A 14266-nucleotide genomic window follows, 5' to 3' on the forward strand; every position below is an offset into this window, starting at 1 on the left:
TCACCCAAGCAGGACAAGCCATGAGCACACTAATGAACCTCTTCGATAGAACCAGGCCCGTTCTCATCGTGGACGATTGCCCTATGTACCGCACCGCGGCAAAAGGCATGCTGCAAAAATTGGGATTCCATAATGAACAACTACTTGTCGCAAAAGATGCGGCGAGCGCACTCACCGTTGCAAAAACAAAGCAATTACAGCTGGTGATGTGTGATTACAACCTAGGTAATAAGACCAACGGCCACCAATTACTTGATGAAATATTGCATGACGGTCATTTACCTGCTGACTGTGTTGTGGTGATTGTAACTGGCGATGCATCAGCACCGGTCGTAAGAAGCTTTGCCGAGTTAGAACCTGATGGATACCTGGTTAAACCGCTTAATTTTGTCACGCTAGGTGAGCGTTTACCCAAAATGGCTCGGCGTAAACGTAAGCTAGGCGGATTGCTCGAAAGTTACGCAAAAGGTGACTATGAGGCCGCAGTTCAACAGGCAGATGAGGAGATATTCAAAGCGAGCGAAATGGCTACCAGTGCCCAGCTGATAAAGGCTAAAGCACTGATAAAGAACAACAAGCTCGATGAAGCAAGAAACCAGTTGATCGCACTGAGAAATGGCTCGGAAAAAGGTCAGGTGGCCATGGCGTTGGCCACCATTGCGATGAAGCAAAAGCAGTACAAAACTTGTCTGGCACTACTTGAGCCGATTGAAAAAGATCCCATCCTCTGCGCGGCAGCAATGGATATGAGCGCTAACGTACTCATTCAACAGCACCAATTCAGTGCCGCGGCCGAAAAACTGGATGCTGCCATCAATCAGTCACCAAAACAGGTCAGCCGTTATCAATTAAGGGCGCAGGTAGCCATGGGCATGTTTACTCCCGTCATCGCCAGTCAGAATATCCAGCAAGCCTTGCTGAGATCTAAGCACTCTTTCAGAGAAACCCTTGAGATACATCAGCTGAATGCGTCGCTGACACTGGATAACGCACAGCTAAGCGAAGCAGCCGAAAGAACAAAACTGCTGTCACGCTTTACAGAGCAGTGTCGCGAATGGCGCAGTAACTTCCAACGCAATCAGTATAAACCGATGGAGTTACTGTTTTTGGCTCGCGCTAACGCTTTACGGGGTTATGTAGGTAAAGCGCGGAGCTGTCTCGCAGAGTATCAAGCAACAATCAAAGAGTTAGACAATTACCAGTCCGAACAACATGAGATGATCGAACTGGCTAAAGTGCAATTGCTGCTAAGTAATGCCAAAAGCTACAACGCGCTAATGACGTCAGTAAGCGAGGCCCTAGCGAAAGATAAACAAAACGTCGCCTATATCTGCTTTCTTCGCTACATATCTGGCTGGCGCGCAAGAGTTGAAGATATGGCGGAAAAGGCAACCCGACTGCGCGAATCAAGCTTAGTACAGATAAAAGACGGCAACTACGAACGCGCCGCCGGCTATTTAGCACAGGCGTTGGAACTAAATCGCGCCGATCCTGATATCCCCAAAACCTTGATGGTTTGTCTTACCAAAGCATGGCCAATGGGTTGGAGTAAGAACGCCGTGGGCGAGCTCGCGGTACGTTGCCGAGACCTACTGTTAGACACATCAGCTATCTATTCAGCTGAATTTCAACGAGCCAGCCAAATACTTGCGTCGCAATTACAGATCCGCGAATTGGAGTTTGCAAACAAATGTTAAGCCATCAAGTAGCAGTCCCGAATAATGAAGCCGGATCGTCAATACTGATTATTGAAGATGACCAGTTTCAGCGAAGCCTCTTGGTGAGGATGGCATCCAACCTGTTCAGCGGGCGAATCAGTGTTGCAGGGAACGGTAAGGAAGCATTGGCGATGCTTGACGCCATTGATGACCCATCCTTGATTTTGTGTGACCTGAATATGCCCGAAATGGATGGCGTTGAATTTTTACGTACGCTGGCTCAGCGCGAAGTCTCATCTCATATTGCACTTGTCAGCGCAGCGACGAAGGATGTCATAGAATCCGTCAAACAGATGGCGATGTCTTATGGTCTTCGTAATGTAACCCAGCTACGCAAGCCTGTTCATTTTCAACAGCTTGCCACCTTATTGACAGAGCTGACTCAGCGCTCAATTGAGCAGCCCGTTAATACATCACTGACGCTCAACGACAGCGAACTGTTATCGGCGATTGATAACGGCCAGATGCAGCCTTTTTTCCAACCCCACATTTGTGCCAAAACAGGACGAGTCATTGGCGCAGAAGCACTAATACGCTGGATAAAGCCGGACACAGGTATGCTGACCCCGGATAAATTTCTTAATCGGATCTTTCAGTTGGGACTAACCCACAAATTGACCCAACAAGTACTCACATCGAGTATTAAAGCCTGCGCAGAATGGCACTCACAAGGACTCGAATGTCATGTGTCTGTCAATGTCGCACCGTCGGATCTAGTAGAGCTCAGCTTTGCGGATATGGTTTTTAGTCTGCTGGAAGAACACAACTTACCAGCCAATAGACTCATACTTGAAGTCACTGAAACTGAGATCTGTCCACATTTGGCCCGCTCATTAGACACAATGAGTCGCTTACGGCTCAATGGTGTTGGCGTTTCATTGGACGATTTTGGTACCGGGCATTCCTCCATGATCCAATTATTGACCAGCCCATTTACCGAACTGAAAATAGACCAATTTTTCGTCCAACAGATGTTAGTCAGCGGTCGCCACCGTGCTGCGGTTGAGTCATCACTGTTACTAGCAAAAAACCTCAATCTCACCAGCGTCGCAGAAGGTGTGGAAACCTATGAACACGTAGAAATGCTACAAAAAATGGGGTGTGATGTGTTGCAAGGGTTTCACTACGCTAAAGCGATGCCGAAACAGGAGTTTGTCAGTTGGGCGAAAAAACATATCTAACGAATGAAAGCTATGTTCTCTTTCAAAGAGTCAAAACCAGTTAAACTGCAAATGCCGCCGTTAACAGATCAAAATCATGGCAGATCATGTCAGCGTGTTTTGCGTAATCAGGGATCGCTGCCGGTGCATATAAACACGATACCATCCCTGCCCGTTGCGCCGCTTGAATGTCATAGAGAAAGTCACCGACATACAGAATGTCACTGACCGCAATCTGCCATTCATTTGCTATCGCAATCAAGCCACTGGGATCGGGTTTAGGCGGTGCATCTTCTCGCGTTACAATGCGTTCAATGGGGATACGATTGCGTTCCACTTTCATCGCCGCAGCTTGCTGGAAGTTGCGCGTAACAATCGCCTGGGGAATAGTACGAAAACACAAATGTTCAACTAACTGTTTGGCACCAGGAAGCCATCGAGCCTGCGCTGCATCAGCCAATTCATGCTGCTGGATCTTGAGAGAGGCTTGCGTACGCTGCTGGTTACAGACGATAGCATCGACAAATTCCAGTAGATCATGACCCTCTGGGCAGCCAATATCCTGTCTTATCTGAGCAAAATTCAGTGAGGATTCAACTAGGGTACCATCCAGATCAAAAATGACCCCTTTGATATCTGCCAACAGTTGTCTAGGCGAACGCTTATCGCTACAGATCACTCTGTCCTCTCCATAAAATACACGCCCTGCATCAGAGAGCGGCATCTCTATGTTACTACACTCGGCCATCGACAAGCTCACTATTCGCTGCATGGTCAATCACCGACAACAACTTTACAAATGCATCAACATCTCCATGCTGACGGTAGTCCAAATCATATTTGTTATGAAAGAAGAGCGTCAGCGTGACGTCGTTAGAACTAAGAAATGCAGTATAACCATCAAAATCAGACGACGCGGTGAGCCCTTGGAAGTGGTGCCCACTCTCCGTTTTTACACCGTGGCGGCGTACCTTATCAAACACCCTTAAACATTGATGAATATCGAGTTCATTTCTCACCTTCACCTCCAACAAAAGCTGACTCAACCAAGCCTAAAGCTGTTCACCCCAAGTAAGTAACCAGAGCCAACTGTCGGCTATCAGTCTTTGAACGACAGTGAAAGAGATTAAGATCATAACCGCCACAGCAAACGGGTTAACGCCAGTGGCCAACCCACAATAAAGCAGCGGTTAGAAGAGTTAGAATGATAGAGGTGGCTGTCATTCCCCCTCTAAATCACGAGGTTCAGGATTTTGTCGCAGACTGAACCACATAAGGTGTACAAGTACCAGATGTGATCACTTCGATCGCTAACATATATCGATCACCGAGCGTCGGCTTACCATCAAATAAGCCATAATCAACGACATAAACAAAATCATCTTCTTCATGCATCATCAAAACATATTCGTCCTGCAATTTATCGACTACGGCAGCAACCTGTTCCGATCGATACTCACAAGGGCCGCCAACCATCTCCTGCTGCATACAACCGAAAGAGGCCAAAGCGAAGATGAGTGACAAGGTGACAAAGATAAGTTTAGAAGTAATCTGTTTAACGCGCTCTATGATCATGATTGATGCTTCCTTGATGAGTACTGTTGATTAGTATAGGAAACAACCTCACAGAGTTATGTTTTTATTGCATTATTTCTTCACGATAAAAGCTAACTACACAGACATATCTAAAACACAGGGATGACCGTAACCGCAGCATCCTATAAAATGCCACTAATTTGCAGCCCGAGTAGCACTCAGGCTACATTCTCTATTCAATTAAATGAGGTATTCCATGGCGCTGTCGCTTCAGGAACAACTACTCAAAGCCGGCTTGGCCGACAAGAAAAAAGCGCTGAAAATTAATAAGCAGAAACATCAGCAACGCAAAAGTAAAAAGGTAGAAACCGCCGAATCAAAGCAGTTAGCTGAACAAGCGAAGCAAGAGAAGTTAGCCAAAGACCGCGAGCTAAACCAACAACGCAAGCTCGAGGCGGAACAAAAAGCGATCACCGCGCAGATCCGACAAATTATAGAAACCAACACTGTGGCGACAGATAATGGTGACATTGCTTATAATTTCACCGACGGTACCAAGGTGAAACGCCTATACACTGACGCGGCCACCCACAAGCAAGTCACTTTGGGTCGTTTAACTATCGTCAAACTGGATGAAAGCTACAAGCTTATCCCGACGGCAGCCGCCGATAAGATCCGCCAGCGCGATGAAAGCTATGTCATCTATTGCGCAGACCAGAGCACAGCGCCTGAAACCGATGAAGAAGATCCTTATGCAGACTTCCAGATCCCAGACGATCTGATGTGGTAATGCTGTCCACCCAATAGAAGTCAGATCCCCGACCTTAGGCTCAGCAATAATTAAGATTGAGCTTTTTAGGTTGGGAACATCTGTTTTTTCCAACAATTAGCCGATCAGCGACAAGGCCAACCCTACCCCTGCACTTAGCACTACCAAAGCGAACACGGGCATCTTTACCTTATTCAACAGAAAGAAACCGACCACCACCCAGGCAAAATCCACCGCAGAGCCGACCGCACTACTAAATACCGGTTGATACAGTGCCGCTAACAGTAAGCCAACGACGGCGGCATTTATCCCCGCAATCACGCCAGCCAACAGCGGGCGTCTTGCCATTGCTTCCCAACTGTTATGCAGCGCCAGCATCAACAACAACCCCGGCATGAACACCCCCAAAGTGGCGACAATTGCGCCGACGACAGGAGCACTGGGTATCACCATGGCACCTAAGTAGGTAGCCAGGGTAAACATTGGTCCAGGAACGGCCTGCGCAGCAGCATAGCCGGTAAGAAACTGCGACTGACTCAAGCTATCGCCAACAGTCACCTGCAACAGCGGCAGCACAACATGCCCACCGCCGAACACCAAACTGCCCGCTTGGAAGAAGTCACTGAACAGAGCCAACCACAGATGATCTTGACTCAGCAGTGGCAATATTAAAAACAGGGCTGCAAACAGTAGTAAAGCCCACCAACGCGGTGGCACAGCTACAGTACGCGAGGCTGCTGCGCTGGTATCAACATCAGACTGGCGTAGTGCAATAGCACCAATAGTCGCCGCGATGACAAGTACCCCACACTGGGCCCATAACCCAGGCATCAGCAGTAACACCACCGAGGTAAAAACACACAAGCCAGCAGTCACTTTGCATTTGCAAAAGCTATTGAACATTTTCATCGTCGCATCGGCCACCACAATAACGGCAAGCAGTTTTAAGCCATGGATCGCCGCCAACAAATAACTATTTTGTTCAAATTGTGCCGCCAGCACAGCAAGTATTAATAAGACTAAAAATGAAGGTAAGGTAAAGGCGGTGAAGGCGATCAACCCACCAATAAGCCCCCCACGCTTTAAGCCAATAGCGAAACCCACTTGGCTGGAGCCGGGCCCAGGCAAAAACTGACTAAGTGCAACCAAACGTGCGTAGGCGGCATCATCAAGCCACCCAAGCTTTACAACAAATAGGCGATGAAAATAGCCTAAGTGAGCGGCGGGCCCGCCAAAACTGGTCAGCCCAAGCAAAAAGAAGTGTCGGAAAATATGCAACATAATGAACGTTCAGTCGAAAGAACCGCAAACAATTTATGACAACAAGATGACAGTGGCATGACAACGGCAAGGCCAGATAAATAAGCCCACCCGCTGAACATAAAAAACGCACCGAAGTGCGTTTTTTATTGTGCGATTGAGCGTTGTTAACGGCTACTGCTTGATCACCTTACCGCCTTTCATTACAAAATCGACATCCAATAACTCTTCTAGGTTGTCGAGTGGCGAAGCATCTACCGCGATGATATCTGCCTGTTTACCCACAGCAATCGTGCCCAAAGTGTCACTCATGTCGATCAGTGCCGCGGCATTAACAGTGGCCGTTTTAATCGCCTCCATCGGAGATATACCTGCCTTGTGCATCAACAAAAACTCTTGCGCATTGATGCCGTGCTTAGATACACCACTGTCAGTACCAAAGGCGATTTTGACCCCCGCTTTATACGCTTTGGCGAAGTTACCCTGCATATCAGCCCCAACTTTGAGAGCTTTGGCTTTTTGCGCTTCACTCAGCACATCGGTGTTATTTGCCATCTGTACCACGGTGTCGCCCGCCAACAATGTAGGCACGAGATAGGCCCCGGACTGTTTGAACAGTTGGATAGCACTATCACTGGTATAAGTACCGTGTTCAATACTGGCAACACCCGCCTGCAATGCAGCGATAATGCCATCTTCTTGGTGGGCATGACTGGTCACTTTACGCCCCATGCGCTTGGCGGCTAATACCACCTCTTGCAACTCATCCATCTCCATCTGCTGCCCAGTGCCGGTGGCACGGTCAGTCAGCACACCGCCAGTAGATGTTATCTTTATCCAGTCTGCCCCATACTTAATGGCATGACGAGTTGCCCGTCGGCAATCGTAAGGGCCATCGCAAATGGTATGATTCTGTTCATCCAGGAATTCCATAAACTCAGGTTTAATGCCGCTAATATCTGCATGCCCTCCCGTGATCCCCACAAACGCGGCAGCAATAATACGTGGACCATCGATCCAGCCCTTGTTGATGGCATCACGCATGGCGTACATCTCTTGGCCACTGGAGCCCACATCTCGCACCGTAGTAAAACCCGCATTGAGCGTGCGCATAGCGAACATATAAGAGCGCATCTGCATCAATGGATTAGACATTTTGAGCATTTCCGAATCATTTTTCGGCCCCAGCTCACCTTGGAGATGAACATGCATATCCATCAGGCCGGGCAAAACGAACTGTTGCTTGAGGTCAATATAAACAGCATCCGCATCAAACTTGGACGGCTCTATGTAACCCGATTGCATATCGGTGATCACGCCATCACTAATGACAATGGTTTGTTGCTTAAGCGGTGATTCACCAGGCACCGCCAACACTTCCCCCACATGCAGCACGGAGGTTTGAGCCACTACGTTTAACGTAACAAAACAGCTAGCAACAAAAACAAACAGCCGACGTAATCCCATGAGTTTTATTCCTATTATTATTTTCACGCTAACAGTATCCCCTCTTGCGTATTGATTGGCAAAAGTGATCACCACTGGCCAACCTAACAGCAATGAAACTATCAAAATGAATGACTTATACGCTATGCTTGTTCTGGTCAAACCAGAATATCATGAGCATATAGAAGGCGTTGTCATATGGATATCAGACCGCAGCTGCGACACTACTTCACAGTGGGAATATCTATCGTCGAGAAAATTTTACTACTGCTAATTGCATTGGCGACACTCATTGCCATAGGCATGGAAGTACAGCATGTAATTAAAGCGAAAGCCGTCTACCTCAGTGATATTTTGCTGCTGTTTATCTACCTGGAAGTGCTGGCGATGTCTCGCCTCTACGTCGAACTTGGACGCGTCCCCGTGCGTTACCCCATCTATATTGCGGTGATTGCCCTCGCCCGTTATTTAACCCTCGGGATGAAAGAGATGGACGCACTCAGTGTCTTCTGGATCGCCATGGCAATGCTGGTGATGGTATTGGCCACATTAGGATTAAGGCTTGGCCACGTGTACCTGCCCTACGAAGAATCGAAGAAAATCGATAGCACTAAACAAACCCCTTGATATCGTGCACTAACGCTTATGCCGCAGAAAATTGATATTGCACAACCGAATGCATAAATAACCAGCGACATCATTAAAATTGACTAGAGTTATGTTCTGAAATACCACCTTTAGACAGCTTAAAAATGTCATGACAAAGTAACTTTCAGAGCAAGGAACTTTAGCAATGAACATGTGTTGCAAAACAACAAAGAAGAGCCTGTTAAAGACCATATCTACAGCATTTATATTGTGTTTAATCAGCCTATCTACGGCAGCCTTCGCCGCCACAAAAGCAGAACCCGCCGATGTAGTTTATAAGAATGGCTACGTTTATACCGTTAACGTCCTGCGTCAGGTTGCCGAAGGTTTTGCCATGAAAGATGGCAAGTTTATCGCTGTAGGTAGCGATGAAGAGATGAAAGCATTTATCGGTAAGAAAACTAAAGTAGTGAATTTAAAAGGCAAGATGGTTATGCCGGGCTTAGTGGATAGCCATATCCATGCCCTGCGTGGTGCTTTAACTTCACTAGGACTGGCCTTCCCAGCGGAATCATCCGTTGATGAAATTAAAACGGCGTTGAAAAAATTTATTAAAGATAAAAAATTGAAAAAAGGCGATTGGATAGAAGGCGCCAAATGGAGCCTTGATTATCATACCCTGACCGCAGCCATGCTGGATGAAATTGCCCCAGACAACCCGGTGTTTTTACATGACTGGACCAATCATTTGGCTTGGGTTAATTCTGCCGCATTAGAAGCCGCCAATATCACCAAAGACACCCCTGACCCTGCCGCTGGCGTGATTGACAGAGACAGTAACGGAGTGCCAACAGGCACGCTGCACGATAAAGCATTAGGTTTGATAACCGCGGTCATGCCAGAACCGGCACCAAAGGTAGTTGAAGAACGTGCCCAATGGATATTTAGCAAACTGAACAAGTATGGCGTGACAGCCATTATCACGCCGCAACTCGATCCTATGCGAGTAAAAGCCTATCGCGACCTTGAAGCCAAAGGGAAACTCACCGTTCGCATTCAGGGTAGTTGGGACTTCAATACGCGATATGTCACCACAACGTTGGAAGAGCAAGCCAAAACCTTCATGACCCGTGATAAACGCGGCCCTAACTCGCCGCTTATCAACGTTGATGGTGTGAAGATATATATGGATGGTGTACCCAATGATGCGGAAGGCGGCTCACCAATGATCGATAGCTATGCCACTGCGCCAACCTTCGGCACCCCAAGCATTGATGAATCAACCTTTAGCACCTGGATGATGCGCTTTGACAAAGAGGGCATCAAAGTAATGGCACACGCCACAGGTAGTCTGTCTGTTCGCCACTTTCTCAATGCAATAGAGGCAACCCGTCGGGCCAACGGCAAAGGCCCCCGCCACCATATGGCACATTCAATGCTCATCTACCCAGACGAGGTGCCTCGCTTTAACTTCGAGAAGTATAACTTCGTCACTGAAGTTTCCCCTTATCAGGTGTGGACGCCTGATCCCTCAGTGCACCATTGGGCAGAGATCATTGGTGAACAACGTTTCAATCAAACAATGACACCACTAAAAAGTATCGTAGATGCAGGTGCTTTAGTTAGTTATGGCAGTGATTGGGACAACATTGCCAATCCAGACCCTTGGTTTGCCATGGAAGGAATGGTGACACGTCAGTACCCTGGTCAACCCAATTATGGCCAGCTGAATCCTGACGAGCGAATTGATATATCTACCGCTATCCAGATCTTCACCCGCAATGGCATCATGGCAATGGAAAAAGAGAATGAGTCAGGCTCAATTGAAGTTGGCAAATCAGCTGACTTTATTGTCATTGACCAAAATCTTTTGCAGATCCCAGTGCAAGATATTCATAAAACCAAGGTGTTAACTACGGTTCTTCAAGGAAAAACCGTGTATAAACGTAAATAGTGGATTAAGAGCCTCTATAGTAAAAAGGTGTCTAGTCAGGCACCTTTACTATGTTAGCGCACTATATCTATTACCAGCCCAAAGCTATTGAACAGGTTGTCACACGGAGAGTTCTCAGATGAAGTTAAAGTTTATTACTAGCTCAATTATAGCCACAGCACTATTCAGCATGATGGGCTGTTCGTCCGCACCAGATGTTGAAGATTCACACAGTGGTTTTTTAAGCAGCTACGATCAATTGAAACCAGTGAAAGATGATGAAAATTTTTTACGCTGGCGCGCAGACGGATTCAACCCTAATGAATACGGTACGGTAGAATTCGAGCCGACCCAAGTCATCTTATCTGACGAACTAAAGAAAGAGTCCTCCCTTAACATCGAAACCCAAAAAGAGCTCGCGGAGTACTTTTCACAAAAGATGGTGTCGGAGTTCGGTACAGAGCAGAAAGTCGGCGAATCAACGAAAGTCTTGCAATTAAAAACGGCGTTTACTGGCATCACCAACTCAAAAGAAGATTTGGCTGCATGGCAATACCTGCCAATCACCTTCATCACGACTGCCGGTTTCCGCGATGATATGCCGATGTTGTTTGTTGAGTTTGAAGCCATAGACCCAGAGACCAATGTTATCGTTTCGCAAGCGATGCAACGTATTGTTATGGAAACGGTAGATCCAGATAAGCTCAATGAAATGGGCGTTGATGCGATCAAACCAGAAATAGACAAAGCAGTGGCAAAACTGCGCAAGCAATTTGAACAATCTTTCGAAGAAGAGTAACCCGGCTAAACCACACGGTTAAGTCGGTACGGATATAGATCAGGGTTCGCTGATTTTGCCATCAGTGAGCCCTTCTTCAGTAAACTACACTCTCACCACACCGGTTATCTTCCTCCGAACAGTTCCGTTGCAAAGCCAACTATTTTTTGCCCTAAGCTTTCATTCAATTTGTCAGCAAATTACGGCACAATAGAGCAATGGCAAATGCTAGTTATCACTTCAAACGTGCCGCCCTAACCACAGCAGCAATGCTATGCGTGATATTAGGTGCTGCGGGAATATTTTTACCCGTAATCCCTACTACCCCATTCCTTATATTGGCCACCATCCTTAGCTTTAATGCCTCTCCACGGTTAAGAAACAAATTACTAAAACATCCAGTGTTTGGTTCCGCTATCCGCCGATATTTGCGTGAACGCGCGATCACTCGCAAAACACTTAAAACAGCTTTAATAACACTCTGGTTAAGCATCTGCGTGAGCATTCTTATTACCCAGCAGCTCGCACTAACGGCACTACTCCTTACCGTTGCACTGTTGGTCAGCATCTACCTTTTGAAGCTAAAGCGGATCGGCTAGCGGATATCGATGGCGTAAGCGTGAGATTTCGCTTTAGGTAGCGAACAGTTCAGCTTTTACGCCGTGAAGACAAAAAGTGATTAGGAAGGGGTATTTTTCGACGATGATGATGACCATCCATAGTCATCAAACCTCAGTTATCAAAGATTGTGTTAAAGCGTCACTGCCCAGGGTTTATGACGCCTCCATATTAAATATGCCATTCCTTATGCCCCTAAGCCGGTGTTTTTCAAACAACGCTAGCTGCCGTTCGTCGTACCGAACAGTCAGCCTGCTTTAACCGTTGAACCGCGTCAGTCACAGACAAGTTCTTCTTGAAATATTGCTCCTGAAACACTTTGGCTGGTTGCTCAGAAATGGTCTCTGGAGATACGCCTTCGGCTGCCGCCATATCAACAACCGCGTGACGCCAGCTAAAATAATTTCGATTACTCATTCATACTCCTGATAGATAGTGGCTATCGATTGATCCGAACCCGGATCGACTTCCAAAACATACTTATCATTGCATAGATATTCACACCAAGAGTTGTCCTATACGACCTTGAACGCATTTTGGCGTTTACATTTGACAAAAATTCTCAATTTATCGCATTTTTATTCAACAACCAAAGAAAACGTGAGCGCACCCACCTCTTTTAAAAAAACACCAATCCTAGGCCGTTCATGGGTTTAACCCGCTCCTGTGATTAATTACACTCACGCTAAATTAATTAAATGTATTCTGATGCTTAGCGCGCGTTCAGAGCAAACGACGCCGGTTAACAAACGACGTAGCAACACGCTCGTAACAGTTAACGAAACCGGCTTTGGGTGCTGCAGCGACATACCCAACGATAACGCTAGTGGCCATTTACCAAGGACAGTAAGATTAAACCAAGGACAGCCCGATGAAGTACAACCTGTTCCTATCCATCCTACTGATCATGCTGCCTCTCAATGCAGTAGCCACAGATGCGCCAGCACGCCCAACCGACATTCCATCACCTCTATTTATCTCAAAAGGTCAGTCAAGACAGGTTGATCTGGCTCTTTTGCAACCATCTGAAATGGTTAACTATCTTCGTGTTCGGTATGCCTACCAACCGATTGACATCACCATCGATGAGGACCGCATGACGATGAAATGGAAGCCAGTCGCGCCGACATATGTCATCGTCAATCGTCCAAAGGGACGTGCACTACATGACCGGAATTTTTGGAAGTCAGTATTAAAGAATTACCGGGATAGCAGCATCGGCGCGCCCGAATTCTCAATTGCTGACTATAAAGAGTTCTCAAACAGCAACTTTGAAGTGATTGCCGTCAATCAGTTTAATAACCGTCCACGCTTTACCGTCATCGGTCAGGTCACCATACCAACTCAAGCTCAGGTACTGGCAGACAATGGCCATTTCCCTTCGCCTATTGTTATCGACCCAGCACTGCAAGATACCTCAATGCTGACAGCAACACCGAGTAAATGTGTTGTCCAGAACAAGGGCGAGCCTTGTCGCACCCGCATCGCATTAAACTGGCAGCTGGACACGCCACAAGATGTTTGCCTTCATATTGGCCGACGTTACCGCCCCCTCGCCTGCTGGGAGAACCAATCCAGCAGCGTATTCCATTATGAATTTGACTCAACCCAAACGCTAAATTTCTGGCTGTCTCGTATGCCTGACAGGCGCCGCTTGGCAGAGAAACGGATCAGCGTGGTTTGGGTGTATGAGCATCAGAAAACACCGCGCCGATGGAGGCTGTTCTAAGATGACCAACACACACTCGGTCTTGCTGGTAGAAGACGATGCATCCCTGGCTGATTGGATCGCCGAGTTTTTAGCTGAGCATGATTTTTCAGTAGTCCATGTTGAACGCGGTGACCAGGTACTGCCTGTGTTCAATGACGGTCACTTCGATATCGTTCTACTAGACGTGATGCTCCCCGGCATGAATGGCATTGAAGCTTGCCGTCAGCTCCGACAGCAATCCGATATCCCGGTATTAATCATGAGTGCCCGCGGCGATGAGTACGACGAGGTAATGGGTTTGGAAGCCGGGGCAAACGATTATGTAATAAAGCCAGTACGTCCCCGCGCCCTGTTAGCAAGGATCAACGCCCTGCTCTCTGTTTCTAGGCGCCAAAATGACACTAGCCAATTAGATCTACTCACATTTGGTGCGCTAGAGCTTAACCGACACTGCGAACGCGTTCGCTGGTGTGGAGAAGAGATAGAGCTGTCTAGCGGACTATTTGAATTTTTATGGTTTTTAGCCACGCATTCAGGGCAAATAGTCTCCAGAGAAACCGTTTTCCAAAATTTACGAGGCTTCGAGTATGACGGCATTGATCGCCGTTTTGACGTCATGTTATCTAACCTCAGGCGAGCCTTTGGCGATGATCCACAACATCCGCAAAAGCTTAAAACGGTCTGGGGCAAAGGCTACCTGTTTGTGCCAGACGCATGGGCAGCACCAAGTTATGAACAAAGTGTCTAAC

Annotated in this window: 15 protein-coding genes; 9 read left to right on the forward strand and 6 right to left on the reverse strand. The window is 47.2% G+C overall.

The window, feature by feature from the left end:
• Positions 1-20: 20 nt before the first annotated feature.
• Positions 21-1697, forward strand: a complete 1677-nt coding sequence (locus tag EXY25_RS03610; protein WP_130565738.1) for a response regulator — start codon at positions 21-23, stop codon at positions 1695-1697.
• Positions 1691-2899, forward strand: a complete 1209-nt coding sequence (locus tag EXY25_RS03615; RefSeq protein WP_130565739.1) for an EAL domain-containing response regulator — start codon at positions 1691-1693, stop codon at positions 2897-2899. Before EXY25_RS03610 ends, EXY25_RS03615 begins: the two co-directional genes overlap by 7 nt.
• 40 nt (positions 2900-2939) lie before the next feature.
• Here EXY25_RS03615 and EXY25_RS03620 read toward each other — a convergent pair whose 3' ends face one another.
• From EXY25_RS03620 to EXY25_RS03630, 3 genes are all read right to left on the reverse strand, one after another.
• Positions 2940-3650 (reverse strand): HAD family hydrolase, encoded by a 711-nt coding sequence (locus EXY25_RS03620; protein WP_246019487.1) that lies wholly within the window; start codon positions 3648-3650, stop codon positions 2940-2942.
• Positions 3613-3897: a DUF3081 family protein gene (locus tag EXY25_RS03625; RefSeq protein WP_158537911.1), complete on the reverse strand. Its 285-nt coding sequence runs from the start codon at positions 3895-3897 to the stop codon at positions 3613-3615. Before EXY25_RS03625 ends, EXY25_RS03620 begins: the two co-directional genes overlap by 38 nt.
• Positions 3898-4123: 226 nt before the next feature.
• A complete protein-coding gene (locus tag EXY25_RS03630) occupies positions 4124-4453 on the reverse strand; it encodes a hypothetical protein (protein WP_130565740.1) in 330 nt (109 codons plus the stop codon).
• A 217-nt stretch (positions 4454-4670) separates the two neighbouring features.
• On the opposite strand from EXY25_RS03630, the gene EXY25_RS03635 reads away from it, so the two are divergent.
• Positions 4671-5204, forward strand: coding sequence for a DUF2058 domain-containing protein (locus EXY25_RS03635; protein WP_130565741.1), 534 nt, complete (start codon positions 4671-4673; stop codon positions 5202-5204).
• A 96-nt stretch (positions 5205-5300) separates the two neighbouring features.
• On the opposite strand, the gene chrA is transcribed toward EXY25_RS03635, so the two are convergent.
• Together chrA and EXY25_RS03645 are read right to left on the reverse strand one after the other, a co-directional pair.
• Positions 5301-6464, reverse strand: a complete 1164-nt coding sequence (gene chrA / locus EXY25_RS03640; protein ID WP_130565742.1) for a chromate efflux transporter — start codon at positions 6462-6464, stop codon at positions 5301-5303.
• A gap of 153 nt (positions 6465-6617) precedes the next feature.
• Complete coding sequence (locus EXY25_RS03645) at positions 6618-7910, reverse strand: metal-dependent hydrolase family protein (RefSeq protein WP_130565743.1); 1293 nt, start codon at positions 7908-7910, stop codon at positions 6618-6620.
• A 177-nt stretch (positions 7911-8087) separates the two neighbouring features.
• Here EXY25_RS03645 and EXY25_RS03650 point away from each other — a divergent pair, with 177 nt between their 5' ends.
• From EXY25_RS03650 to EXY25_RS03665, 4 genes are all read left to right on the forward strand, one after another.
• The gene (locus EXY25_RS03650) at positions 8088-8516 is read left to right on the forward strand and encodes a phosphate-starvation-inducible PsiE family protein (RefSeq protein WP_114336369.1); all 429 of its coding nucleotides are present in this window, start codon (positions 8088-8090) and stop codon (positions 8514-8516) included.
• 166 nt (positions 8517-8682) lie between these two features.
• Complete coding sequence (locus tag EXY25_RS03655) at positions 8683-10431, forward strand: amidohydrolase (protein ID WP_130565744.1); 1749 nt, start codon at positions 8683-8685, stop codon at positions 10429-10431.
• A gap of 118 nt (positions 10432-10549) precedes the next feature.
• Complete coding sequence (locus tag EXY25_RS03660; protein WP_130565745.1) at positions 10550-11209, forward strand: DUF3313 family protein; 660 nt, start codon at positions 10550-10552, stop codon at positions 11207-11209.
• A 197-nt stretch (positions 11210-11406) separates the two neighbouring features.
• The gene (locus EXY25_RS03665; RefSeq protein ID WP_130565746.1) at positions 11407-11787 is read left to right on the forward strand and encodes a YbaN family protein; all 381 of its coding nucleotides are present in this window, start codon (positions 11407-11409) and stop codon (positions 11785-11787) included.
• A gap of 229 nt (positions 11788-12016) precedes the next feature.
• On the opposite strand, the gene EXY25_RS03670 is transcribed toward EXY25_RS03665, so the two are convergent.
• Positions 12017-12223, reverse strand: a complete 207-nt coding sequence (locus EXY25_RS03670) for a hypothetical protein (protein ID WP_114336365.1) — start codon at positions 12221-12223, stop codon at positions 12017-12019.
• Positions 12224-12677: 454 nt separating this feature from the next.
• Here EXY25_RS03670 and EXY25_RS03675 point away from each other — a divergent pair, with 454 nt between their 5' ends.
• Together EXY25_RS03675 and EXY25_RS03680 are read left to right on the forward strand one after the other, a co-directional pair.
• Positions 12678-13535, forward strand: a complete 858-nt coding sequence (locus EXY25_RS03675; RefSeq protein ID WP_130565747.1) for a DUF3019 domain-containing protein — start codon at positions 12678-12680, stop codon at positions 13533-13535.
• 1 nt (position 13536) lies between these two features.
• Positions 13537-14265: a response regulator gene (locus tag EXY25_RS03680; RefSeq protein ID WP_130565748.1), complete on the forward strand. Its 729-nt coding sequence runs from the start codon at positions 13537-13539 to the stop codon at positions 14263-14265.
• Position 14266 lies beyond the last annotated feature (1 nt).

The sequence above is a fragment of the Corallincola spongiicola genome, assembly GCF_004284785.1.
GTDB lineage: Bacteria > Pseudomonadota > Gammaproteobacteria > Enterobacterales > Neiellaceae > Corallincola > Corallincola holothuriorum.